Below are 23,969 nucleotides of genomic sequence, written 5' to 3' on the forward strand. Positions count from 1 at the left end.
ACGTTACTGTTGGCTCCGGAAGGGGCCATGTCTGTAATGGAAAGGATGAAAAAGAAGATGAAAATAGCGGCATTCAGCGGATCGTTAATCGATTACAGCATCCATGAAGCGATGTCGATCGCGGCCGGGCTCGGTTTTAACGGAATCGAAATTGCCTGCCGCGAACCGCACTTAATTCCGGAAGCTTCGCTGCCGCGGGTTCGCGAAATGAAGGCTGTTGCGGAAGGCCATGGCTTGGAGATTCCTGCATTGGCAGGTTATATGGGACATTTCTCGACAAGCGGAGATGCGGAATGCGCTGAGGCTTACGATCAGTTTATGGGTCTGCTTGAACGCGCCGTAATGTTGGAGGCGGGGATGATCCGGATCTTTCAGGGAGGGCCGAATGCCTTCCTGGCAGAGGATTATCATTATGCCAAAGCGGCCTTCTGGATTCGGAAATGCGCGGAGGAAGCCCGCGCTGCGGGAAAACGGATCGTGCTGGAGATTCACAACCAGAGCCTGGTGGAGACGACTGATAGCGCTCTGCGACTGCTGGATATGATCGGCGATGACCAGGTTGGTCTGATTCATGACGCAGGGAATATGTACATCACCGACACGGAATTTGGGGAAGAGTCGGTCCGGCAGCTGGGAAGCCGTTTGTTCCATGTGCACATTAAGGATGAACGGCGGATCGCGCAGGGGGGCGGCCCGGGAACGTTCAAGAATTTGACCCGTCACGGGGAAGAGTTCTTCCTGCAGTGCCGCCTTGGTGAAGGAGAAGTGGATCACGGCGGGCTGCTCAGGGGACTTCGGGAATACCGATACGGGGGTTGGCTTACGCTGGAATGCGCAGCTCCCTATCCGCCGAAGGAACGGCTTGCTTATGATCTGTCGGTCATCAAGGAGTGGCTGCAGGCTGTGGAGGTGTCGATCGGATGACGGGGAACGCGCGGAAATTTGGAATCATCGGCTGCCAGCATGCCCACATCGGCATGTTCATCGAGGAGATGCTGGCATTGGGCTACGAATGCGCTGGCGTATACGAACCGGATAATATGCCGCTGGCCCGTACTCTTGCCGACCGGTACGGTCTGGAACTGACAGGGGATCAGGGATCGCTGCTGAGCGACGAAGGCGTGAGTGTTATCGGCTGCGCGGCTATCAACCATGAGAAGATGGATGTCATTGAGCAGTGCGAGCTGCACGGCAAGCCCGTCATGATCGACAAGCCTGCCGTGACAGATCGGGCGGGACTGACCCGGCTGCGCGGCGTTCTGGAGCGGGGAAGAATCGAGGTAGGGATGATGCTGACCGAGCGCTTCCGCCCTTCACTGCATACCATTCATCGGATGATCCGGGCGGGAGAGTTAGGGGACATCGTCCACATCTCGATGCGTAAGCCGCATCGGCTGAATCCGGAATCGAGGCCAGCCTGGCATTTTGACAAGTCGCAATCCGGAGGCATCATTAACGATCTCTTCGTGCACGATTTTGACCTGTTACGATGGCTGACGGGCCGGGAGGTGGAGGCTGCATCCGGTTATCTGGCGAAGCATATGCTGCCTGAATACCCGACCTTCTATGACGCAGCCGGCGTGCAGGTATTCATGGATGGCGGGATCACGGCACAGCTGTACGCGGACTGGCATACGCCCGCCGGCAGCTGGACTTGGGGAGACGGCCGGATATTCATTACGGGGACGCACGGCATTGCGGAAATTCGGCTGGAAGGCGATCCCTTATTATCGAGTGATGAGGTTGCGCTTGTCATCACCGATCAGGAGCTGCGTTCTTTGCCTTTGACACCGCCGCCCCTCTCCCTTGCACAGGATTTCCTGAACCGGGTGGAGGGGGAAGAGGGGATCATCACGCATGAAGATATTTACAAAGCCTCGGAGTCTACGGTGATGGCCGATGAGGGAGCACGGATCCTGATCCGGGAATAGGGAATGTATACGGCTTTCATTGAAAAAGAGCGTGTGGAGGAGGCGTAGGCAACATGACAAAGGAAAAGCTGCCCGTCCGATTCGGTATGATCGGCTGCGGGATTATTGCGGATATTCATGCGGAGGGCATCTTGAATACGGAGGAGGCTGAGCTTGCCGCCGTATTCGATACGAAACGGGAATCAGCCGTCAAGCTTACCGAAACGTACGGAGGAGACATCTGCAACACCTTGGAAGAACTGCTGGCACGCGAGGATGTGGAGGTCGTCTGTATCTGCACGCCAAGCGGCATGCATGCAGAACAGACGGCGATGGTTGCCCGGGCGGGCAAGCATGTGCTGGTGGAGAAACCGATGGCGATCCGGCTTGATGATGTCGAGCGCATGATTGAGGTGTGTGCGGAAAACGGAGTGCTGCTCGCAACCGTCTTTCCGAGGCGCATGTCCCCGCAGGCCGTGTATGCCCGGCAGGTCATTCAGGAAGGACGGCTCGGGAAGCTCAGTTTATGCTCGGCCTATGTCATGCTGTACCGCGATCAGGCCTATTATGACAGTGCGGGCTGGCGCGGGACCTGGGCCATGGATGGCGGCGGGGCGATGATGAATCAGGGAATCCATACGGTGGATATGCTGCAATGGCTCGTAGGCCCTGTTGCGTCCTTGACTGCAAAGGCCAAGGCCGTGCTGCGTAATATCGAGGTCGAAGATACCGTTATCGCTGCGCTTGAATTTGCGAGCGGGGCGCTCGGCGTGCTGGAGATCACGACCACGGCCTGCGACGGCAAAGGACAGCGGCTGGTCATCCATGGGGATAAGGGCGTGCTCGTCATTGAAGAGGATACGATCGTATCCCTTGAGATCGATGGCCAGCAGATTCAGCTGCCTGAGTTCGAGCCATTTAAAGTCATACCGGACGGTCATCGCCTGCAAATTCGAGATATGGCGCTTGCCGTTCGCGAAGGCCGACAGCCTGTTATCACCGGGAAGGACGGCAGGCATTCGCTGGAGATTATTCTCGGCACCTACGAGGCTTCCCGCCAGCGCAAGGAAATCGAACTGCAGACCGGAACACCGGTGTTGTAGGGGATGGAGGTGACTTTATGATGTCTCAGCGCAGCGTAAAGCCTGTGCTTGAAAAAGTTCAGGATCAACTGAAGGTCCGCATTTATGACCAGCGCGAGGCGATGGGGAAGGCGGCTGCCGCTGATATTCGTGCAGCCATGCAGCGCCTGCTGGCCGAGAAAGAGCGCATTCGTATCGTCTTTGCAGCCGCCCCGTCCCAGAATGAGTGCCTGGCGGCGCTGGTGCAATCGGACGGATTAGACTGGAGCCGAGTCACGGCTTTTCATATGGACGAATACATCGGGCTTCCCAAGTCGGCCCCGCAGCGGTTCGGGAACTTTTTATCCCGGCGGCTGTTTGATCTCGTATCTCCAGGAGAGGTGCATCTGATCGACGGTTTGAATGATCCTGAAGCGGAGTGCGACAGGTACAGCGGATTGATTACCGCTGCGCCGATCGATATGGTGGTCCTCGGCATTGGCGAGAACGGGCATATCGCCTTCAACGATCCGCCCGTTGCCGATTTTGCGGATCCGTTATGGGTAAAGCGGGTGAAGCTGGACGAGGATTGTCGCCGACAGCAGGTGAATGACGGCTGTTTCCCGAGCTTGGAGGAGGTTCCGAAATACGCGCTTACGCTTACCATTCCGGCCTTAATGTCGGCTGCCCACCTGTTCTGCGTCGTTCCGGGCGCAAGCAAGCAAGCGGCGGTACAAAGGACGCTGTACGGCGATATAAGCGAGGCTTGTCCTGCCAGCATTCTTCGGCAGCATTCTGATTGCACGCTGTACGTGGACCGGGAGTCGTACGGGGAAATCCGGAATGGATAGCCATGAACTTGTTCGTATGGGCCGTCATTACGCAACAGGGGAGCGAATAAGGCTAGAATGGGACTCTGGCGGCCGGATAGAACGGATACTTCCTCACGATGGTGAAGAGGAGACGTGGATCGCTCCCGGTTTGATCGATCTTCAGATTAACGGCGGTTACGGACATGATTTCAATTCGCTGCCGCTCACAACGGATACGATCATTCAGGCAACCCGGCGCTTATGGGAGAAAGGCGTAACGCTGTACTACCCCACCGTCATTACCAACGGAGACGAAGAGATCGAGGAATTGCTGCGGGTTATCGACGCGGCTTGCCTGGAGGTTGAAGCGGTCGGTTCAACTATTGGCGGTATACATTTGGAGGGTCCTTTTCTTTCTCCGGAGGAAGGCCCAAGGGGAGCGCATGATTCCCGGTATATCAAGGCGCCGGACTGGGCATTGTTTGCGAGATGGCAGGCGGCATCGGGGAACCGGATTCGGATCGTCACCCTATCGCCGGAGTGGCCCGATGCCGCGAGTTTTATCCGGTCATGCGTCGAATCGGGAATCGTCGTATCGATCGGGCACACCGCTGCGACGCCTGCGCAAATTCGGGAAGCCGTGGAAGCAGGAGCCACGATGTCTACTCATCTTGGCAATGGCGCACATCTGACGCTGCCGCGGCATCCGAATTATATATGGGAGCAGCTTGCGCAAGATCAGCTGTGGGCAGGAATCATTGCGGACGGGAACCATCTGCCGGATTCGGTCATCAAAGTGATGCTCCGCGCCAAGTCGTCCAAAGCGCTGCTCGTCAGCGATGCCGTCTATTTAAGCGGGATGCCGCCAGGAGAATACGAGACCCATATCGGCGGAAATGTTGTCTTAACGCCGGAAGGCCGATTGCATCTCGCCCGCAAGCCCGAGCTGTTGGCAGGCTCGGCCATGATGCTTGCCGATGCGGTTTGGCGGCTGGCTCAGTCGGGGCTGTGCACGTTTCCTGAAGCTTGGGACATGGCTTCCATGCGGCCCGCCGAGGCGATGGGGCAAGCGGAACCCTATGGCCTAATGAGAGGAGCACAGGCCGACTTCGTAGTGCTGGAGAAGCGCAAGGGGTGCCTCTGCATAGTGGAGACCGTCAAGGGAGGGCGTTCAGTTTACCAAGGGGATTGTTAGATGTTAAAATATAGAAAATGTAACCAAAACCCAGATTGCGATCTGGGTTTTTCCTTATCATGGAACAGGAGGGAGAGAAGACATGCCATTGAAATGGAGAGTTCCCGTTGTACGGCAAATCTCATTGTGGACATTTGTGCTGCCTATCCTCTTGTTCACTATAGAGATTTTGTTTATCCGCGACGGGCACTGGTTTTACTTTTATGGACTTCTGTCCACTGTCGTTATTCCGCCATTTGGTATCGCGCTATCCATACGTTCCTATGACGTAACCGATTCAGCCAAGGACCTGTTATTAATAACCTGCAATGCGCTTGCGCTATTCTCTTATTTTATCTACACCTTTTTAGGATATCTAATAATGGGTCCATAGGTTGTAATGAATGCAACTGCAGAGACCACGTAAAAAATATCCCTTCTTGAATTCAAGAAGGGATATCTGCATCCGTTTTTTTCTAATGTAACGTTTTAAACGTATGGTTTTATTTCTTTTTGATAAAAGTCATATAATTGATTTACAGAAGAACTGGACAAGATCTGAGCGGCTCGTTCAACTTTCTCGCGTTCCCAATCGAACCATCGCATTTCCTTTAACTTCTCAATTTCTCCATTCGTAAAGCGTTTCTTTATCTCTTTGGCAGGGTTACCGCCCACGATACTGTAGGGCGGGACAGCTTTTGCAACAACCGAACCAGCCGCCACAATAGCACCTTCGCCAATGGTCACACCTGGCATAATCATGGCATTCATTCCAATCCAGGCATCGCTTTCGATGATGGTATCGCCTTTTGGTGCGTAAGAAGTTTCAATCTGATCGACAAAAGGATACACGGTTATCCACTCAGGATGATGATTGTGATTTCCACCCATCAATATAACTACACCACTTGCAATGCATACGTAATTGCCAATAATCAATTTATCTATATGCCAACCATGTTCTTCGATGGGATTAAACAACCTTCGGGATTTCTCATCCCCCCAAAGGTATCTAACGCAACCATCTTCAAAATCATGAAAATCGTAATAACCGGAATAGTAAGAGTATTCTCCTACTGTAATCATTGGGTTAGTGACAATATCCTTTAAATACTTAATTTCGGACCAGTGTTCGAACCGATGTTGTTTCATTCTTATACCTCGCTTCTAAGTAGAATAGATCATTTTTACTTAGAAGCTTAATACAGTAGCGACATTCTTAAACCTGATCAAGCGACGAACCATCGTCCTCATCCTTTTCCTCAGTATTGGTGAGATTGTAACAAAGGGTTGATCTTTTCGTCAAACGCATGCTTTACAAGTCATGTTGGGTACCTCTAATCATACTTCGCCATAACCTTCTTCAGAATCCCCTTCATGCAATCCACCAGCTCCTGCGGCTCCTTCACCGTGGCTTCATTTCCTAATCCGAGGAAAAATTTAGCAAAATACAAAAGCTCGCTGGCAGGGACGTTCTGATCAAGCCGTCCGCTACCATCCGGTTGCATGTCAATATGGGGAACAGGACACAATTCGGATTCGCAGCGCTGAACGCCTTCCCGGCTCAGATCAACGACCATCCGGGTATAGACTGATTTCTCTGCCCCGTATTCCCTCCAATTGCCCAGATGGATATGCCGGTGATCCCGCGGCTCGATGCCGGTTGCATCCTCAGCCACGGACTGCATGCGGTCGCAGCGGAACAGACGGAAATCATCGCGCAGAAAACAATAAGCGGGACAATACCAGAAGCCGTTGCTTGCATAGATGCCCACGGGCTGGATGCTTCGCGCGGCATAACCTTCCCTGCTCTCGTACAACACCGTAACGACCCGCTGGTCGACGGCGGCATCCAGCAGAGCCCCGAGAGATTCAGCCTTCTGCTGTCTGGTATGCGTCAGAAAATCCACCCGATTCTTCATCTGGTCGATCCGGTCGCGGACATCCCCGGGCATGTAATAATAAAATTTCTGAAGTGCGGTAGAGGACTCGGCTTCAAAGGGAAGAAATAGATAGTGACGCAAGGCGTGGCTGGCAAAAAACATCGCGACGGCTTCTTCCTCGCTGAAGGCGATCGGCGGAAGAACCCGTTCTTTCAGCACCTGGTAGCCGCCGTGCGGTCCTACCTCGGAATAAAGGGGGACCCCCAGTTCGCTGAGCTCCTGCAGATCCCGCAAGATTGTGCGAGACGACACGCCGAATTGATCGGCCAGTTCTCTTACGGTGAATTTTCGCATTCGGTTAACGGTCATCATCAGATCAATGAGACGTTTGGATTTGGACATAGGATCAGCTCCGAATCGTTGGATGACTATGACAATAGTTGTCACTATTATACGCTATACTTGCCGTAGAACCCAAAAGACCTCGTATAACTAAAAAATGGAGTGATGAAACGTGAGTCAATTGCATGAAATGAAGCAGCTGTTGTTCGAGGAGCTGGAGCTTATCGTTCGTACCAGTTCGAATCTGATCGGCAAAATTTCAGAAGCGCATTGGGATTACAGGCCGGCCCATAATATGAGATCGCTTCAGGAACTCGTACATCATCTGGTTTCGGTGCCTGCGACGGACCTGTTGATTCTGCAAGAGAAGAGCGAAGCGGAGATCCGGGAGCTGGAAGCAAGCATCGCCGCTGACGGCGTGGACAAGGACAAGCTGATCTCTTGGATGACGAGGGGACTTGCCGATGTAAAATCCTACATGAATGGGCTGACAGATGAAGAATTTATGCAGAAGACAACCCAACCCTTCTACTTGGAGCACGGTTCAACCCAAGCCAAGTGGCTGATTGAAATCGTCACGCATGCCCAGCATCATCGGGCGCAAATGTTCAATTATCTGAAAGCCCAGGGCTATGAAGTGAGTATGTTCGATTTATATTAAACGTCAGGAGTGCTGATTAAGAACAGGAGGGGGAAGGATGCCGCGACAAATACCGGGAAAATCGCCGAAGCTGCCGTTAACCGGCAAAGAGCGAGCAAAGCTGCGGTCAAACAAAATGAAGCTCAGCGATATTGCGCATATGGATATCGAGTTATTGTCCGGCGTGCTTGGTGTTTCGGATAGCCGCGCACAATATATCCGGGGACTGGCGCAGTTTCAGACGGTTCCTTCGATCGGACCGAAAGTGGCTGAACGCGTAGTCCAGTTGGGGTATTACGCATTGGAAGATATCAAGGATGAAGACGCTGCCGCTTTAACGGACCGGATGGAAGCGAGCAGCGGTTTCTGGGTGGATCCTTGCGTGGAGGATGCGTTTCGCTGCATCGTATATCATGCCAATCATCCGGGGAGCGGGAAGAGCTGGCATGACTTTACCGAAGTGCGTAAGCAATTCAGGGAGCAGCACGGATATCCTCCAACCCGTCCAACATTATCGTGGTACGACAACAAAGATGGACAACCATAGGATCCATAACTTGACCTATTGAGAGGCACGGCCACAAGGCGGTGTCTTTTTCCTGTTTTTTACCGGTATTGAAAAATCGCTTGAAAGTGACGCTGCGTCATCCTGTACAATGGCTTCAATGTTGAAAAGGGGTGGAAAAAGTAATGGAACGATATGCACCAGCTGCAATCCTATGGATCCTCTGCATGTTCTTGCTCAGTGCATGCGGTTCGAGGGCCGAAGAAGAAGAGCAACTCCAACGCGTAACGCTTGAGGAGGTTGAAGTGCTGGAGATCGACCATGGCAGTACGCCATTATACGTGGAGACAGCGGATGTGGAAGCATTGGAAGTTTCGCTGCTCAGAAACAGCAGTTCCGCAGGGGCCGTTGTTAATCAGGAAAACAATCGGGTGAAGATTCATTTAGATAACGATATTACTCGGATATTGAATATCGGCAGGATGCCGGAGCTCAGCGTGAGAATTCCTGCGGATTACGCAGGGCAGGTCGTGATTGACGGCTCTTCTGGCCATGTAACGGGGACCGGGTTGCAAAACCACAGCCTCCAGGTGAAAGGGAAAAGCGGGAATATCTCGCTTGCGTTTACCCGTTTGAACAACGATGTGGAGGTATCGGCGACGAGCGGAAACGTGAACATACAGCTCGATGAAGAAACGCCTGATGCGACATGGATGCTGCAATCCGGCAGCGGACATCGGTCCATTGCCGTTCCGCTCGAGGACAGGAAGGAGAGCAACCGGAAAACGGAAGGACGCTCTGGTGACGGGCAGCATGTGGTGAAACTCAAAACCTCCTCGGGGAACATCTCGATAAAATAACATGCTAGAAAATAAGAAAAAGAAGCATCCCCGCACTAGTCCGCTCCAGAGTTCACAGTTTATGTGCTCTAGAAGCAGACGATCAGGGGATGCTTGGCATGTTAACCTATTAAACTCCTATATGACAATGAAAAATGATAGCACCTTATTCTTCGGCAGGCACTGAAGCCTTGGATGAAGCGGAGGATCTCATATATTGCGGCGGGCTTACGTCATCGATCAGCAGAATACCGTCGTATTGGTCACGGGCGATTAAGCTCTCTGGAATCATGCCCCAGCTATAGGCAAAACGAGGCTCGAACATCCACGAGTTCCCTGCCTCGCGCTTTTGGTAACGCAGGTCAACGAAGGTATACGGCGAGCCTGCGGCCGACAGGATCGATTCGATGGATCCCGGCTCTGCCGGCAGAACGTCATGCACATTCCCCATGTTATCTGCGGTTTGTCCGCTGGCTGGATACAGGCCAAGCACGTAACTGTATTTTTTCATTTCATCCGATAGTTTTTCTCCCATTAAAGTCACCGGATATGGCGAACCCATCACCTCGGTTTGGGATTTGCGGATGTGGTCGTTATGTCCCCAGACGATGAATTTCTCCGTCGGGTATACTTCGGTTGCCAGCCACATGAGATTGTCATGCATCGCCTGATCCCGCCATTCCATCGATTCCAGGAACGGTGCATAATCCCCGCTTTCCATGCCGAGGGTCGACTTGATGGAGAGCTCCACATATTCCTGGGCTACCCGAATCCGGTCGTTCAAGCTTCTTTCAAGCAGCATGGAAAGTTTGGGGTTATCCGGATAGAGCTTTTTCAAATGAGCTTCGTTTGCCTCCGTTTTTAAGGATTTTAGAGCATCCTTATATATTTGAATCAGCTGCTTTTTCTCTTTGCGGTAAGCTTCAAGATCCGTACCAAGTGAGTAGTCTGACAATTTTTTCTCAGCTTCCGTTAGACGCTTAGCCATGGCCTGATCCTGGAGCCATTGTCCATCCAACAGCGGATGCTGCAGCTGCATGTCAAAACCGGTCAGCACGAGCGGCTGCTTGCTCTGTTGTGCTGTTTGTATGTATTCGAACAACGGCAATATCTCCTTGGACCACCAGACGCCAAAGATTGAATCCTTCATCGTTTGTTCCGCGCTCTGCTGTCCGGCCCGGCCGTAAGCCAAGGAGCTATTACCAAGACCACTCTCAAAGGCCAGAACGTTGTACCCCATCTCCTGATGCAGAAACTGGATCAAACGGGTCTTAGCCAGATTGAACTCGCCAACCCCGTGGGAGCTTTCCCCCAGAAACACGAAACGTTTATCTTGCAGTAATGGTTTTAGCATAGCCAGATCCTTATATTGATTTGGACCGCCCGCCGTGTCGGTGGGTTGAATCGTATCCAGTCGGTACGCATGGTCTTTGGCCCAATTCTCCCACTCGGCAATCTTTTCATCCGAAGTTCGGGCTGTTTTAACTTCTGTAACCTGGCCTTGGATGGAATCGGCGGTAGAAGCATATGCTTCTCCGTGAGGGATTAGGGAAGTTCCTACAATAGAAGCGGTGAGCAAAAACACGGTAAATGCTTTTCTAGCGTTATGTAGTGGCATAGAGGATCACTCCTTATAAGATGTTGAATGATTTTTAAATTGAATGAACGGACGTGTAAAGAAGCCCGCCACTATGTGCTTCGTGCTTTGAATGTGGGAATCACCTCCTTAACATAGTCGAGATTACGGCTCGATGGTTCAACGCCGCGCCATGAGCTGGCCACTTAATCCTCTTCCCAGAACAGATCGTTCAAAGTACGCGATAATGCCTTGCATATGGCAACGCACAGGCTGAGGGACGGATTATATTTCCCCAGCTCGATCAGGCCGATGGTCTGCCTGGAGACACCGACGATCTGGGCCAGTTCTTCCTGCGATAAATCCTTCTCGACGCGGGCCATCTTCAATTTGATGTTTTTCATGCGGCAGTCCCCCTGATATCCCTTTCTACGAGTCGAATGGATCGTTCTGTGACATTTTCTGGCTTACCTTGTTGGCGCCGTAGTGGATCAACCAATTCCCCCCGACAAAGAGCGGGATGTAGATGATCAGTGAAACGAAAAAAACGCTAAAGAAATATTTGAGCTCGGTCGCACTGTTGTCATTGCCAAACAGGATCGCGCTGCGGATACCGAAAAAAAGAGCAAGTGCGACACCGATAAAAAGCCCCCATATCGCCGTACGCATGCTGAACGAAATTTTGCTCCGCTGGTCATGGACCTCCACTTCATCCGAGTAAATCCCCAGCGCCACGCTGCGTATCCCGAAATATAAGCTTCCTCCCAGTATGATCAGCATTTCCAGCCAGACGGACTCCGTTCGCGGGAGCGCAAAAGATTTGATGATGACGGATATGCTGCATATGATCATGATCAAGGTATACACCTCTTTATATAACTTGTTCTTTAGATTGACGATACGCTCATCTTCAGCCGTGCTCTTCTTAAACCAATTCAAGCTCATCATTCCTTCCTTTGGTTAGAGATAGGTTCTTGAGATTTTCTGGATACATGCATTGTAATAGTATTTACGTCTTTTTGCAATATATATATGTCATTTTGAATTTAATATTTGTCTTTTTAAGTGAGCAGGTGGATAGAGCTTCAAGCACTCATCATAGTCCATAGGGGGAGCTAATTCTTGATATTTTTTGCTGAACCGGATGCTTGCCTCGGAGGTTTACATTCTGTGCTCGCGTGTTAAAATTGGATTAGGGCATCTCTCTTGCCCGAATTGATGTCAGGAGCGTGTTTTTTCGTGATCCATTTCATTCGTTTACGTTAATGTGAGGTACAGATCAAAGTAGGCTCGGCCCATTTTTTTGACAACTGCGGCCGGAGTTTATTTTTCTGTGCCTTTTTCATTGCGTTTAATCGAATGAAAGGGTGATTTTGCTGTGTCCAACAATGAAAAATTGTTAAAAAAAGCGCAAAAACTTTCGATACACGAGAAGATGTTTCAATGCCCGATTTGCAGCGGTGCCATGAAGGTAGAACGGATGGCCAGCCTGGAATGCGAGAACAGGCATTGCTATGATATATCCAGACAGGGATACGTAAACCTGTTGAACCAAACACCCAGAACCAAATACGATAAGGCTTTGTTCGAGGCTCGAAAAACAATCAGCGGCAGCGGCTTCTTCGGCCCTATGGTAGAAGCGGTAACGAGCCGCCTGATCCAGGCAATGAAGTCCAGGGAATCCCGGAAGTCTGTAAGGCTGCTTGATGCAGGCTGCGGGGAGGGCTCCCATCTATCCGCCATTTTACGTAAGCTTCGAGAGCAACGAATGGTGCCGGACGTTCTCGGAGTGGGTATGGATATTGCCAAAGAGGGCATCGTTACGGCCGCTAAGACATCCCCGGACCCCATATGGTGCGTGGCTGATTTGTCTCAGAGCCCGTTTGCCGACCAACAGTTTGATTACATTTTGAATATTCTGTCTCCTTCCAATTATTCGGAGTTCAGGCGGCTGCTAACGAGTGACGGAATGTTAGTGAAAGTAATCCCGGGGAGCATGTATTTGCAGGAGCTTCGCGCTTTGTTTTATACAGGTACAGGTAAAGAGACGTATTCCAATGACGGCACGATGGAGCTGTTCATCCGTCACTTTGAACGGATCGAATTCGATGAGCTTCGGTATCGCGTCATTCTGGATTCCAATCAGATGAAGCAACTGATTCACATGACGCCGCTATCCTGGAGCATCTCACCTGAGGTTATTGAACGGATGCCAGATGGAGAGATGGAGGTAACCGCCGACTTCACACTTCTGTATGGATGGATATGAGGGTAAGTAATGTTCCTGTCTAGATTTGCGTCATATTTTGCTAAAGTGATCCTGTTGGGAGATAATATGAGTTATCTACTTTAATATGAAAAAAAAGGTGGTTAACGATCGCATGACACTTCGATTGAATCCGTATCTCATTATGGACGGGAATGCTAAGGAAGCTATTCAATTCTATGAAAAGGCGTTGGATGCCCAGATGGTCATGGTTCAGACCTTCGGCGAAATGCCGGCGAACCCTGATTTTCCGCTGCCGGAGAGCGCGAGGGATCGCGTTTCCCACGCTTTGCTGAGGGTAGGAGAGACGGATCTGATGTTTTCGGATACATTTCCCGGTCAACCGGTTGAATCCAGCAAATCAGGTTCAGATCTGCATCATGACCGATGCACCCGAACACGCGAAGCGGTTCTACGAAGCGCTGCTTGAAGGTGGTCAGGTGGTTATGCCGCTGCAGGAGACGTTCTGGAGCCCGGCCTACGGGATCGTAGCGGACAAATACGGCGTATACTGGAATATTTCAACCGAAGTTGAAGCGCAGAAGTAGATTCCACTCCTGCAGGTATAATAAAAAGGGCCCTGACGATTTGCCGTCAGGGCCCTTATTCGGTTATAGCAAAAAGGGAGATCCCTTATCTACGCCCGCGTTCCATCCCACCACTTATAGTAGATATGGACATGCCCTGCAGGGCTTGCCACTAGCGGATCAATCACGATGGTCTTACCGCTCACCTTCAGCTCGATCACCTTCTTGTTCTTCTCGGCGGAGTCTATCTTCGCGAGGAAGGCGGAATCGACCTGAAAGCCATACAGTTGGAGGAGCTCGATCAGCATGCTGCGCTGCGTTTTATCGGCGGCATTGGACAGTGCGATTCCGCTGAACTGCATAATCTGCGGCTCGAATTGAACGGATACGGCATAATCCGTTTCGCCGGTTTGCTTCGTGCTGGTCATCACAATTTTGTTCAACCCGTCGTCATAGATGCGGTATCCGCCGTAATTCGAGAATACCTTCTGACGAATCACGAGATACATCTCGTCCCGATACACATCCCAAGGCGTTGGCAGCTTCGGAAGCATCGCCTCCGCACTTGGCACGGCAGGACGATCGTACAGGTTCGACATTCCGCGATCAGTCAGGTTTTTGATCAGCTGAAGCACTTCGGCGCGCGTGATGGTGCCGCTTCCTACATACCCTTCAATCGTGTTTTCGCCCTTGATTCGGCCTTGTGCGTACTTTTTGCCCAAAACGTATTGAATCGCTTGATTTCCGTCATAGTTCACGCCATCGGCGCTGGATATCAGCTCGGCCACATGGGCCCGCGTTATGTATTGGCTGCGCTTGGTTTTGTCTGCGAATCCGTGAACGGGATAGTTCTTGAAGTGCAGAAAATGATAATATTTATCCGACCATAGCTCGGTCAAATAGTTCTCCTGCAGGTCTTTGCCCGTGATGCCGACAACCAGCATGCGAATGAATTCGGCCTCGGTCACATTCTGGTTGGGCATGAACATCCCGTTGGCATAACCGTTGACAATTCCCTTATCGACGCCCCATTCGATGGTCGTTTTTGCCCAGTGATTATCAATATCCCGAAACGTAAACCCAGCGGAAGCGCTGCCAGCCCCTACGAATAAGAAGGCAACCAGGAGTATAGGCGCACATAGTGCCCTGAACTTCAACATCTGCAATCCTCCATCTATAATTTGCTAAAATACTACAAAATACATTGTATAAGTGTGTTTTTCGACCGGTCAAGCGTCTGGAAGCGCTTCTGGTCAAAGATGGGCTGTTATAACTAGCTAACTAACTTAATCGATACTTAGTGACTACAGGACTATGGAAGTGTATATATCCTCCACTTTGAAAAATGGAATTGCGAAAAAAAGGCATGATTTTCGCGAAAGAGCTAGGGAATGAAGTACGATGTATTATGAAATAATCGAGCTCGGAGCAAGCAGGCAATAGTCTAAAAGTTAGGGGTTCGGAATTCCTATTGGAAGATACCAAGCCATTAGGTAAAATATCCCTTGTTTACTATCTATAGAAAAGGGGCGAAATTCGATGAGATTGGTGCGAAAATCCGTATTGACCCTATGCAGCCTTTTGCTTGCAGTCTCGGTCCTATTTCCGCAAACAACGGTTCACGCAGCGGATCAGAAATGGATGAATCAAGTATGGAGCGAGTATAAATCCTATAACAAGAAGACGGTAAATGCGTATAACAATTACCAGAAACAAGTAGACAAGAAATATAAGGTGTTTTACGATGCAAGCCATGCGTCCCTGGATCAGCTGGAGAAAAAAGTGCTGGAGGATCAAAAGCAGTGGGACGAGAAGCTTCAAGCAGATCTGGATCAGCTGAAGCTGAAGTATGAAGGGAACCGTGATTTAAAGGATAAGCTGACACAATATGAACGGTTGATCAATCCAAGTTATTTAAACAGTCCGATGTGGAAGTATGCGAAAGCCGCAGACCGGGATTATTTGAACAGTACGCTCTGGAAGCTAAGCAAAGAAATGAACGAGGATTATTTGAACAGCCTGATGTGGACATACAAGAAGACGATCACCCCGAGCTATTTGAACAGTTCCGCATGGAAATTCAGCAAAATGGTCAGTGAAAGCTATTTGAACAGCCCGATGTGGAAGCTTCGTAACGGATCCAGTACGTCGTATCTGAACAGTCCGATGTGGAAGTACAAACAGGGGAAAATCAGCAAGGCAACAGCTAAGAGCCAATACAGCAAGCTGTTTAAGGAACAGACAACCGCGATCTCCAAGGGCAATGCTGCAAGAAAATCCGAAATAACGAAAATGGCAACCGGTACGCAGAAGAAGATAGGCGAGCTATACAAGGAAACGGTAATCACACTTGAGACACGCCGCGAGGAGGCACTGAAGAGCATCTCCGACCTCCGGACCGAAATCACCGGGGAAGGCTTGCAGTGGGAAGCGCTGCTCGTGGAGAAACCATAATATCGTAATATTATCTCTTACAAGAGAGGAGCTGTCCTGCTGGTCTGAACATGACCAGAGGACAGCTTTTGTTTTTGTAAAAATGAAAACAAGAAAATGCAGGATATTCTTTGACTTTGACTGCTTTTTCAAATAATATTATGTCTGTAACCTAACAAAAACTAACATAAATAACACGAGAAATGAACGACAAATTCGCACTTAAGTAGGTAGATAACGATGAAAACGAAAGTGACGATTCAGGAAATTGCCGATTTCACGGGCGTGTCTAAATTCGCGGTATCCCGTGCTTTGTCGGGAAAGTCGGGCGTCAGTCCGCAGACCAGGGACATGATTCTGAAGGCAGCGGGCCAACTGGGGTACTTTAAGGATCAGCCGAACCAAGCCGCGGGGAAAAACCAGCAGCTTCAAGATCCGGAAAACAGAAAATGGGCGGGGGCGGTGCTTGTTCTATTCCCGAATGTCCGTTATCAAAATCGGGAATCCCCCTATTGGGGACCAGTGTTTGACGGCATATCCGCTCGCCTGAATCAGAAGGGGCTGGACATTCTCACGCTAACGGAGCCATCGAATGACCATATGTTCACTCTGTTAAATCCCCAGGGCATTCTCGGGATTGTGACGGTGGGATCGGTATCCACCCAAAATTTAATGGATATCAAGAAGCTGAACATTCCCGTGGTCATGGTGGACCACATGGACCCGGCTTTTCAATCGGACACGGTATTCACCGACAATATGCACAGCATGAAACAAATCATGACCAAGCTGATCAGCAGAGGGTATAAAAAGTATCAGTTCATCGGCAATATCGAAGATGCCCAGAGCTATTACGAGCGCTGGATCGGCTTCTCGTCCGCGCTGGCCGATTACAAAATCGAACATCGTCAGCTGCCATCTCTGATCAGCCCGGAGATTGAGAATATACACGTAGCGTTAGAAAAGGCCCTTGCCGGAAGCGAGCTTCCGGAAGTGTTTGTTTGCGCCAACGATATCACCGCCATGTTCGCCATGGAGGCGCTCAAGAATCAGGGCATCGACGTACCGGGCCGCGTACAGGTGACCGGATTTGATAATATGTACGATAACCTGCCGATTATGGCAACCGTCAACATCGATAAGGAACTGCTCGGGATGCGTGCCGTCGATCAATTGCTGTGGCGGATATTGAACCCGGATTCCAATTACGAGCGGCTTTTAATTCAAGCGGATGTCATTGTTAGGGATTTGAATAACGCAACACGCGATACGGATGAAGTCTAAGCTGCATTGTCATATTCTCACGTTAGCCCCGATGTCTCCATGACATCGGGGTTTTTATATACTCATAACAAAAAAATAACAAATTATATGATCTTATAAAGCTCTTGTTCGCTGCATTGGTTTGAAATATATCGTTGATATATAAGGGAATGTATCGAAAAAAGCCGAGTTATGCAGAATAAATTTGTAATCGCTGTCACTAAATATTTATGTTATTTTTAATAATTGATTAGGTTTATTGTTATTATTATCATAAAATATATTGACGAAATTACAATCGAAGTGATATATTTTTTGGCAAACAGGGATAACGGATTGGGGGGCGAGGATAGCAGCAGGGAAAACCGTGAATCAATCCATTCAACATCATCTTGGGGGACATGCAGCTTTAAACAGGGCGTTTAACAAATAGGGGAGGTTTTTAGCGTGAGAAAAATGAAAGGGCTTTCTTTATTGCTTGTCTGTTTATTATTTTTGATTACGGCCTGCAGTGGAGGAGGGGCTAAACAAGCGGAGACACCGCCTGCGACTCCGGCTCCTAGCACGGAAACGGCGGCAGAGACTCCAAAAGAAGAACCCGCTGAACCTGAAGCAGAACCTGTAGATCTAGGCGGCCGGGTGATTAAGGTTGCATCTTGGTGGGATCTGAAGCCGGCAGGCACAACAGCCGGGGAGAAAGCCCGCCTGGAGAAGATTGCTGAAATCGAGAAGAAATACAATTGCAAAATCGAGTTTGTTAACGTTCCCTTTGAGGAGTACATGAATAAATTTACGACAAGCGTGCTGGCAGGCGAGCCGTTTGCCGATATCGTGCAGCTGGAGTACAAATCGGCATTGCCGGCTATTATGAAAGGGCAGATCCTGCCGATCAGCGAGTTTACGACGGATCAGAACAATATCAATAACGAAGCCGATCTGCAGACGAAATATCCTGCCATTGGCGGAGGGGAATACGGATTCGATAATCCGACCTCCATCGGACTTGGACTTCATTACAATCGCGATTTATTTAAGAAGAACGGCCTCCCGGATCTTCAGGAGCTGTATGCCAAGGGAGAATGGAACTGGGATAAACTCATGGAGATTGCCAAGCAGGCAACCAAGGATACGAATAACGACGGGAAAACCGATGTATGGGGCTTCTCCGGTTGGGCGATTGATGCGGTTAAACATTTCACCGCCGCTAACGGGGGCAAAATCGTTGATGATTCCAATGGCAAAGAAGGCTTGTCCGATCCGAAAACATTGGAAGCAGCCGAATTTGTGAACCGCCTCTACAACGTGGAGAAGGTGGTTAAAGTCAAGAGCGGCAACAAAACGAACTGGGAAGAAACAAACACCTTTAAAGACGGTGATGTAGCCATGTTTACGGCAGCGGAATGGATGCTAGGCGACATTACGTTCGAGGTCGGCGTGGTTCCGATTCCTAGCGGTCCGCAAGGCTCGCCGGAAACAACGTATGCCAATACCGCCGCATCCGCGAAGTTCATTCCAAAGGGCGTGAAAGATCCGGCCATCGTCTATCAAATTTATGAAGAGACGTTCGATATACCGCCAACAGAGGAATATCCGGGTCAGGATTACCTGGAGAGCATCTATACCAATCAGGAAGACATTGACATGATTCGCGAGCATATTGCCGGAACCGGTGTCATCACGGTCGACGAAGCTTACACGGATTACCCTACGGGTGCTTTCATTGAGGATATTATCGTGAACAATCAATCGGTAACCGCTACGGCCGAGAAATATAAACAACAGGCGCAGGCTGCTGTCGATAAAATGGGCAAATAAGATGGACGGGGGCGTTAAAGCTTAAAGCCGCGCCCCCTTCTCCTGAACAGGGGGATGAACATTGACACTTCACGTGCAGCTAAAAAAATGGATGAGCCGACTATTGATTCTTTTGGCGGTCATGGCCGCTTTGATTCTGTTTTTTAATAGAGAGGGAAATGAACCCGGATCCGGCATCAAGGCCGAAGACAGCCGGACAGAGCTTTCATTGGAACGTCCCGCATCGCTGGTCAAACTCAGCACACAGCAGGGAAAAAGTATTTCTTATGCCCAGTATTTGTCGGATCATGACGGAAAGAGTCGACCTGATCGTGTAATCACGATTCCTGCGGCGGAATACAGTCGTGCCGACGGCGGGGAATTCCGCAGACTGGAAGCCTATGACGGTCATCCTGGAACCTCGCTTTTTACGGGGGAGAAGGGGGAGGTGGAATGGAAGGTTCATGTAGAGGAAGAGGGAATGTACAATCTGTCCCTGCTCTATTATCCAGTGGAAGGAAAGAGCTCCTCTATTGAGCGTTCCATCCGCATCGACGGGAAGCTTCCCTTTCAAGAGGCTGCCTATTTGCAATTCGACCGGATATGGGATAACGCCAAGGACGGCATCGATCAGGATAACCAGGGCAATGACCTGAGACCGAAGCAAATCGAACGTCCGGCCTGGGTCGAGGCAGTGCTGAAGGATGCGGACGGATATATCACGGAGCCGTTTCTATTTTACTTTGAAAAAGGAGAGCATACCGTGTCTCTTACAGCAGCAAGAGAGCCGATGGTGATCGGGGAGCTGAAGCTTTTCAAGCAGGAGCGCCCGCTGACGTACGCCGAGCTGCATCAACAGTATGAGACTGAAGGAGCTCGAATAACCGAAGGAACTTTACTGACGATTCAGGGGGAAGATGCAGTCGCCAAATCATCACCGACCTTGTATCCGCTAAGCGAGCGTTCGAGCCCGAGCGTCAGTCCCTACAGCGCATCGAAGGTCCGAATCAATACCATTGGCGGTTTCAACTGGCGGCTGCCCGGGCAGTGGATCGAATGGGAGCTGGATGTACCCGAGAGCGGGCTCTACAAGATTGCATTCAAATCGCAGCAAAATTTTGTGCGGGGCATGTACGCGACGAGAAAAGCTGACGATCGACGGGAAGGTTCCGTTTGAAGAAATGAACCACGTTCCGTTCCAATTTAAGAACGGATATCGCATGGACGTGCTTGGAGGCGATGAACCCTATCTGTTCCGGTTGGAGCAAGGTAAGCATGTGTTACGCCTCGAGGCGAGTCTGGGTGAATTCGCTCCGCTTATTCACGAGGTGGAGGACAGTCTGCTGAACCTGAATGCCATGTACCGCAAAATATTGATGATCACTGGCACGAGTCCGGATGAATTCCGCGATTACCGGGTGGAGCAGCGGATACCGGAGCTGCTGGAAATCTTCCGATTCGAAAGCGACAGGCTGAATGTCGTTGCGGCCAGATTGGTTGAGCTGTCGGGACAATCCGGCGATCAGGAGGCGCTGCTGAAGACCATGGCGCTTCAGCTGGATGAGATGATCGAGAAGCCGGATACGATTCCCCGCAGGCTGGAGGCTTACAAGACGAATACCGGCGGACTTGGAACATGGCTGCAGCAGGCAAGGGAGCAGCCGCTGGAGATCGATGCCCTCTATGTTGCCTCGGCCGATGTCAAGCTGCCCAAGAGCGGGATGGGTGCCGGTGATAAGGTGAAGCATGAGGCGTCGACGTTCTTCAGCTCCTTCTTCATCGATTACAACAATATCGGTAACGTCACGGATGCGAAGAACCAGCGTTCGATCACGGTATGGATCGGGAGCGGTCGCGATCAGGCCAATACCATCAAGGCGATGATTGACGAGACCTTTACGCCGGAGACCGGCATCAACGTCAATCTGAAGCTGGTGAACATGGGGACGCTGCTCCCCGCCACTTTGTCGGGACAGGGACCGGAGGTCGCGATGCAGATCGGCAATGACCTCCCGGTGAACTTTGCCATGCGGAACGCGGCAGCAAACCTGACGCAATTCCATGATTTTGATTCGGTAGCGGACCGATTCAGGGACAGCGCATTGGTGCCTTACCGATACCTGGACGGCGTGTACGCGCTGCCCGAGACGCAAACCTTCAATATGATGTTCTATCGGAAGGATGTGCTGGAGGAGCTTGGACTTGAAGTTCCGAAGACCTGGGACGATGTAGCCAGCCTGCTTGCCGTATTGAACAAAAATCATATGCAATTCGGTCTTCCCGTTGTGGCGCAGGCACCGGATCAGTGGACTACACTGCCGCCGAATTCCTTGTATGCGGCGCTCCTGATGCAATCCGGCGGGAAATTCTACCGCAACAACAATCAGGAATCGGATCTGGATTCCAAGATAGGTCTGGAAGCCTTTAAACAATGGACGGAATATTACACGGATTACAAGCTGGAGCGGGAGTATGATTTTGCGAACCGGTTTCGTACAGGACAAATGCCGATCGGCATTTCCGACTACACCACCTATAACCAGCTGTCCGTGTTCGCGCCGGAAATTCGTGGCGTATGGGGCTTTGCGCCCGTTCCGGGAACCGTTCAGGCGGACGGCACAATTGATCGCACCGTTCCAAGCGGTGGCAGTGCCGTGCTGATGCTGGATGATGCCAAGGATAAGGACGCGGCCTGGGAGTTCCTGAAATGGTGGACCAGCGATGCAACGCAGACCAGCTTCGGCCGCGAGATGGAAGGCCTGATGGGCGCAGCGGCACGCTATCCAACCGCGAATATTAAGGCGCTTGACAGTCTGCCGTGGCCGGTTGCCGATTATGAGAATTTGAAATCGCAATTTGAATGGGTGCAGGGAATTCCGGAGGTTCCAGGCGGCTATTCGACGGGCAGACATCTGTTTAATGCCTTCTACCGAGCGGTGATCAGCGGCATCGAGCCGCGGGAGGCCTTGATGGATTCCGTGCAGTATATTCACGACGAAATCCGGACCAAGCAAGAAGAATTCGGCGAGCCGCAGGGATAGGGGGAATCCAAATTGCATAATGTCAGCCTTCAGGATCCTGAGGTTACGATCTCTGCCGCTGTTCACCCGGTGAAGCCGCAATCATGGTGGAAGCGGAAGCTGGCGGAGATCAAGGCCAGCAAGCATTCCTATATTTTGCTTGCGCCTTATATGATCCTGTTCACGCTGTTTACCGTTTTTCCGGTCGTTATTTCCATGATTCTCAGCTTTACGTATTTCAACATGCTGGAATTTCCGCGGTTTGTCGGTTGGGATAATTACACGCGTTTGTTCCTGGAAGACGATATCTTTCTGGTTGCGCTGAAGAATACCCTTCTCTTCGCCGCCATCACAGGACCCATCAGCTATTTGGCCTGCTTCCTGTTTGCTTGGGTCATCAATGAGCTGGGTCCGCGGCTGCGGGCGTTCATGACCCTGATCTTCTATGCGCCTTCGATCTCCGGGAACATTTACTTCATCTGGCTGATGATCTTTTCGGGCGACCGCTACGGCATAGCGAACGGCATGCTGATTAAGCTGGGCATCATCCTGGAGCCGATCCAATGGCTGAAGACCGAAGCGTTGATTATGCCGATCATCATTCTGGTCCAGCTGTGGCTCAGCCTCGGAACCGGCTTTCTGGCTTTCATCGCCGGTCTTCAGACCGTAGATAAAACGCTCTACGAAGCCGGTGCCGTGGACGGGGTCCGCAACCGTTGGCAGGAGCTGTGGTACATTACGCTGCCTTCAATGCGGCCACAGCTCATGTTCGGCGCGGTCATTCAGCTTACGACATCGTTTGCCGTGGCCGACGTATCGATTGCGCTTGCCGGTTTCCCGAGCGTGAATTATGCGGCGGAAACGATCGTAACGCATCTCATCGATTTTGGCACGACGCGCTTCGAGATGGGTTTTGCTTCGGCGATTGCGACCGTGCTGTTCATTCTGATGGTGGGCACCAACCTGATCGTCCAAAAATTGCTGCGCAAGGTAGGTGAGTAGACGCATGAGGGTTACATACGAACTTCCAAAAAAACGGGGCAGCCGCCTGCTGAACGTAAGTCTTAAAGGGCGCAGCAAACGGGTAAACCGTTCCTTCATGGGCACCTTCTCCCTGTTTGCGCTGCTGGCGGTGTTCGGCGCTTTCATGGCGCTGCCCTTGGTGTACGCCATCAACAATGCGTTCAAGCCGCTGGACGAGATTTTCCTGTTCCCGCCCACGTTGTTTGTCCGCAATCCCACGTGGAATAATTTTTCCGATTTGATCAATCTGCTCGGTCAGTCCTGGGTACCGTTCTCGCGGTATATCTTCAATACGGTATTCATTACCGGCGTTGGCATTGTCGGGCACGTGATCTTTGCCTCCGCTGCGGCATATCCGCTGGCCAAGCACAAGTTTCCGGGCAAGGTCTTTCTGTTCCAAATCGTGGTGTTGTCGCTGATGTTCACGCCGGTCGTGACGGCGACGCCGAATTATATGATCCTGTCGTGGCTGGGACTGATCGACACCTACTGGGCGGTCATTATACCGGCATTCGGTTATTCGCTCGGCCTATACCTGATGAAGCAGTTCATGGAGCAGATACCGGATGCCCTGCTTGAAGCGGCCAAGATCGACGGAGCCAGCGAATACCGGATCTTCTGGTCCATCGTGATGCCTAACGTGAAGCCGGCGTGGCTTACCTTGATTATTTTGCTGTTCCAGATCCTATGGGGGACCGATGGCAACGGGTTTATTTACAGCGAGCAGCTTAAGACCCTGCACTATGCGTCCAATCAGATCATTCTGGGCGGCATATCCCGAGCCGGCGCAGGTGCAGCCGTGGCAGTCATCCTGATGAGTGTGCCGATTGTGCTCTTTCTGTTCTCGCAGAGCCGGATTATCGAGACGATGGCCACATCCGGGATGAAGGATTAGGGGGGA

General features: G+C 51.0%; 21 protein-coding genes and 2 pseudogenes. 17 read left to right on the top strand and 6 right to left on the bottom strand.

The window, feature by feature from the left end:
• The first annotated feature begins 57 nt into the window (after nucleotides 1-57).
• The 6 genes from AC0VZ8_RS06360 to AC0VZ8_RS06385 all read left to right on the top strand — a co-directional run bounded on the left by AC0VZ8_RS06360 (nucleotide 58) and on the right by AC0VZ8_RS06385 (nucleotide 5,351).
• Nucleotides 58-924, top strand: a complete 867-nt coding sequence (locus tag AC0VZ8_RS06360) for a sugar phosphate isomerase/epimerase family protein (protein WP_071221599.1) — start codon at nucleotides 58-60, stop codon at nucleotides 922-924.
• Nucleotides 921-1,931: a Gfo/Idh/MocA family protein gene (locus tag AC0VZ8_RS06365; protein WP_071221236.1), complete on the top strand. Its 1,011-nt coding sequence runs from the start codon at nucleotides 921-923 to the stop codon at nucleotides 1,929-1,931. The genes AC0VZ8_RS06360 and AC0VZ8_RS06365 overlap by 4 nt, the downstream gene beginning before the upstream one ends.
• 53 nt (nucleotides 1,932-1,984) lie before the next feature.
• Entirely contained in the window at nucleotides 1,985-3,013 is a 1,029-nt protein-coding gene (locus AC0VZ8_RS06370; protein ID WP_475486402.1) for a Gfo/Idh/MocA family protein, read from the top strand.
• 20 nt (nucleotides 3,014-3,033) lie between these two features.
• Entirely contained in the window at nucleotides 3,034-3,822 is a 789-nt protein-coding gene (locus tag AC0VZ8_RS06375) for a glucosamine-6-phosphate deaminase (protein WP_397376694.1), read from the top strand.
• Nucleotides 3,815-4,978: an N-acetylglucosamine-6-phosphate deacetylase gene (locus AC0VZ8_RS06380; RefSeq protein WP_475486403.1), complete on the top strand. Its 1,164-nt coding sequence runs from the start codon at nucleotides 3,815-3,817 to the stop codon at nucleotides 4,976-4,978. The genes AC0VZ8_RS06375 and AC0VZ8_RS06380 overlap by 8 nt, the downstream gene beginning before the upstream one ends.
• A gap of 82 nt (nucleotides 4,979-5,060) precedes the next feature.
• The gene (locus AC0VZ8_RS06385) at nucleotides 5,061-5,351 is read left to right on the top strand and encodes a hypothetical protein (RefSeq protein WP_475486404.1); all 291 of its coding nucleotides are present in this window, start codon (nucleotides 5,061-5,063) and stop codon (nucleotides 5,349-5,351) included.
• 95 nt (nucleotides 5,352-5,446) lie between these two features.
• Here AC0VZ8_RS06385 and AC0VZ8_RS06390 read toward each other — a convergent pair whose 3' ends face one another.
• The gene (locus tag AC0VZ8_RS06390; RefSeq protein WP_071221231.1) at nucleotides 5,447-6,109 is read right to left on the bottom strand and encodes a CatB-related O-acetyltransferase; all 663 of its coding nucleotides are present in this window, start codon (nucleotides 6,107-6,109) and stop codon (nucleotides 5,447-5,449) included.
• A 185-nt stretch (nucleotides 6,110-6,294) separates the two neighbouring features.
• Nucleotides 6,295-7,242 carry a helix-turn-helix transcriptional regulator gene (locus tag AC0VZ8_RS06395; protein WP_260067053.1) on the bottom strand — a complete coding sequence of 316 codons (948 nt, stop codon included), beginning with the start codon at nucleotides 7,240-7,242 and terminating at the stop codon, nucleotides 6,295-6,297.
• 112 nt (nucleotides 7,243-7,354) lie between these two features.
• On the opposite strand from AC0VZ8_RS06395, the gene AC0VZ8_RS06400 reads away from it, so the two are divergent.
• The 3 genes from AC0VZ8_RS06400 (at nucleotide 7,355) to AC0VZ8_RS06410 (ending at nucleotide 9,187) form a co-directional block, all read left to right on the top strand.
• Nucleotides 7,355-7,843, top strand: coding sequence for a DinB family protein (locus AC0VZ8_RS06400; RefSeq protein WP_260067052.1), 489 nt, complete (start codon nucleotides 7,355-7,357; stop codon nucleotides 7,841-7,843).
• Between the two features lie 37 nt (nucleotides 7,844-7,880).
• On the top strand, nucleotides 7,881-8,369 hold the full coding sequence (locus AC0VZ8_RS06405) for a helix-hairpin-helix domain-containing protein (RefSeq protein WP_475486405.1): 489 nt from the start codon (nucleotides 7,881-7,883) through the stop codon (nucleotides 8,367-8,369).
• 143 nt (nucleotides 8,370-8,512) lie between these two features.
• Nucleotides 8,513-9,187, top strand: coding sequence for a DUF4097 family beta strand repeat-containing protein (locus tag AC0VZ8_RS06410; protein WP_475486406.1), 675 nt, complete (start codon nucleotides 8,513-8,515; stop codon nucleotides 9,185-9,187).
• A 145-nt stretch (nucleotides 9,188-9,332) separates the two neighbouring features.
• Here AC0VZ8_RS06410 and AC0VZ8_RS06415 read toward each other — a convergent pair whose 3' ends face one another.
• The 3 genes from AC0VZ8_RS06415 to AC0VZ8_RS06425 all read right to left on the bottom strand — a co-directional run bounded on the left by AC0VZ8_RS06415 (nucleotide 9,333) and on the right by AC0VZ8_RS06425 (nucleotide 11,687).
• Nucleotides 9,333-10,784 carry an erythromycin esterase family protein gene (locus AC0VZ8_RS06415; RefSeq protein WP_475486407.1) on the bottom strand — a complete coding sequence of 484 codons (1,452 nt, stop codon included), beginning with the start codon at nucleotides 10,782-10,784 and terminating at the stop codon, nucleotides 9,333-9,335.
• Nucleotides 10,785-10,948: 164 nt separating this feature from the next.
• On the bottom strand, nucleotides 10,949-11,146 hold the full coding sequence (locus AC0VZ8_RS06420; RefSeq protein WP_009594955.1) for a helix-turn-helix transcriptional regulator: 198 nt from the start codon (nucleotides 11,144-11,146) through the stop codon (nucleotides 10,949-10,951).
• Between the two features lie 25 nt (nucleotides 11,147-11,171).
• A complete protein-coding gene (locus tag AC0VZ8_RS06425) occupies nucleotides 11,172-11,687 on the bottom strand; it encodes a DUF6773 family protein (RefSeq protein ID WP_071221226.1) in 516 nt (171 codons plus the stop codon).
• 433 nt (nucleotides 11,688-12,120) lie between these two features.
• Here AC0VZ8_RS06425 and AC0VZ8_RS06430 point away from each other — a divergent pair, with 433 nt between their 5' ends.
• Both AC0VZ8_RS06430 and AC0VZ8_RS06435 read left to right on the top strand, forming a co-directional pair.
• Nucleotides 12,121-13,011: a putative RNA methyltransferase gene (locus AC0VZ8_RS06430; protein ID WP_475486408.1), complete on the top strand. Its 891-nt coding sequence runs from the start codon at nucleotides 12,121-12,123 to the stop codon at nucleotides 13,009-13,011.
• A gap of 112 nt (nucleotides 13,012-13,123) precedes the next feature.
• Nucleotides 13,124-13,556: pseudogene (locus AC0VZ8_RS06435) on the top strand (VOC family protein).
• 89 nt (nucleotides 13,557-13,645) lie between these two features.
• Here AC0VZ8_RS06435 and AC0VZ8_RS06440 read toward each other — a convergent pair.
• Nucleotides 13,646-14,695 (bottom strand): S-layer homology domain-containing protein, encoded by a 1,050-nt coding sequence (locus AC0VZ8_RS06440; RefSeq protein ID WP_475486409.1) that lies wholly within the window; start codon nucleotides 14,693-14,695, stop codon nucleotides 13,646-13,648.
• 379 nt (nucleotides 14,696-15,074) lie between these two features.
• Here AC0VZ8_RS06440 and AC0VZ8_RS06445 point away from each other — a divergent pair, with 379 nt between their 5' ends.
• From AC0VZ8_RS06445 to AC0VZ8_RS06470, 6 genes and pseudogenes are all read left to right on the top strand, one after another.
• Complete coding sequence (locus tag AC0VZ8_RS06445; RefSeq protein WP_475486410.1) at nucleotides 15,075-15,989, top strand: hypothetical protein; 915 nt, start codon at nucleotides 15,075-15,077, stop codon at nucleotides 15,987-15,989.
• A 219-nt stretch (nucleotides 15,990-16,208) separates the two neighbouring features.
• Nucleotides 16,209-17,252 carry a LacI family DNA-binding transcriptional regulator gene (locus AC0VZ8_RS06450; protein WP_475486411.1) on the top strand — a complete coding sequence of 348 codons (1,044 nt, stop codon included), beginning with the start codon at nucleotides 16,209-16,211 and terminating at the stop codon, nucleotides 17,250-17,252.
• Between the two features lie 426 nt (nucleotides 17,253-17,678).
• A complete protein-coding gene (locus AC0VZ8_RS06455) occupies nucleotides 17,679-19,046 on the top strand; it encodes an ABC transporter substrate-binding protein (RefSeq protein ID WP_071221220.1) in 1,368 nt (455 codons plus the stop codon).
• A 61-nt stretch (nucleotides 19,047-19,107) separates the two neighbouring features.
• Nucleotides 19,108-22,066, top strand: a pseudogene (locus AC0VZ8_RS06460) (extracellular solute-binding protein).
• 12 nt (nucleotides 22,067-22,078) lie between these two features.
• Nucleotides 22,079-23,047, top strand: a complete 969-nt coding sequence (locus tag AC0VZ8_RS06465; RefSeq protein ID WP_216533217.1) for a carbohydrate ABC transporter permease — start codon at nucleotides 22,079-22,081, stop codon at nucleotides 23,045-23,047.
• Nucleotides 23,048-23,051: 4 nt separating this feature from the next.
• On the top strand, nucleotides 23,052-23,963 hold the full coding sequence (locus AC0VZ8_RS06470) for a carbohydrate ABC transporter permease (protein WP_071221217.1): 912 nt from the start codon (nucleotides 23,052-23,054) through the stop codon (nucleotides 23,961-23,963).
• The last annotated feature ends 6 nt before the right edge of the window (nucleotides 23,964-23,969 follow it).

It is taken from the genome of Paenibacillus sp. QJM3NY_38, from assembly GCF_056173265.1.

Coding starts and splice junctions, on each gene's coding strand:
- AC0VZ8_RS06360 (WP_071221599.1), top strand. CDS start 58: ATGAAAATAGCGGCATTCAGCGGATCGTTAATCGATTACAGCATCCAT.
- AC0VZ8_RS06365 (WP_071221236.1), top strand. CDS start 921: ATGACGGGGAACGCGCGGAAATTTGGAATCATCGGCTGCCAGCATGCC.
- AC0VZ8_RS06370 (WP_475486402.1), top strand. CDS start 1,985: ATGACAAAGGAAAAGCTGCCCGTCCGATTCGGTATGATCGGCTGCGGG.
- AC0VZ8_RS06375 (WP_397376694.1), top strand. CDS start 3,034: ATGTCTCAGCGCAGCGTAAAGCCTGTGCTTGAAAAAGTTCAGGATCAA.
- AC0VZ8_RS06380 (WP_475486403.1), top strand. CDS start 3,815: ATGGATAGCCATGAACTTGTTCGTATGGGCCGTCATTACGCAACAGGG.
- AC0VZ8_RS06385 (WP_475486404.1), top strand. CDS start 5,061: ATGCCATTGAAATGGAGAGTTCCCGTTGTACGGCAAATCTCATTGTGG.
- AC0VZ8_RS06390 (WP_071221231.1), bottom strand. CDS start 6,109: ATGAAACAACATCGGTTCGAACACTGGTCCGAAATTAAGTATTTAAAG.
- AC0VZ8_RS06395 (WP_260067053.1), bottom strand. CDS start 7,242: ATGTCCAAATCCAAACGTCTCATTGATCTGATGATGACCGTTAACCGA.
- AC0VZ8_RS06405 (WP_475486405.1), top strand. CDS start 7,881: ATGCCGCGACAAATACCGGGAAAATCGCCGAAGCTGCCGTTAACCGGC.
- AC0VZ8_RS06410 (WP_475486406.1), top strand. CDS start 8,513: ATGGAACGATATGCACCAGCTGCAATCCTATGGATCCTCTGCATGTTC.
- AC0VZ8_RS06415 (WP_475486407.1), bottom strand. CDS start 10,784: ATGCCACTACATAACGCTAGAAAAGCATTTACCGTGTTTTTGCTCACC.
- AC0VZ8_RS06420 (WP_009594955.1), bottom strand. CDS start 11,146: ATGAAAAACATCAAATTGAAGATGGCCCGCGTCGAGAAGGATTTATCG.
- AC0VZ8_RS06425 (WP_071221226.1), bottom strand. CDS start 11,687: ATGAGCTTGAATTGGTTTAAGAAGAGCACGGCTGAAGATGAGCGTATC.
- AC0VZ8_RS06440 (WP_475486409.1), bottom strand. CDS start 14,695: ATGTTGAAGTTCAGGGCACTATGTGCGCCTATACTCCTGGTTGCCTTC.
- AC0VZ8_RS06445 (WP_475486410.1), top strand. CDS start 15,075: ATGAGATTGGTGCGAAAATCCGTATTGACCCTATGCAGCCTTTTGCTT.
- AC0VZ8_RS06450 (WP_475486411.1), top strand. CDS start 16,209: ATGAAAACGAAAGTGACGATTCAGGAAATTGCCGATTTCACGGGCGTG.
- AC0VZ8_RS06470 (WP_071221217.1), top strand. CDS start 23,052: ATGAGGGTTACATACGAACTTCCAAAAAAACGGGGCAGCCGCCTGCTG.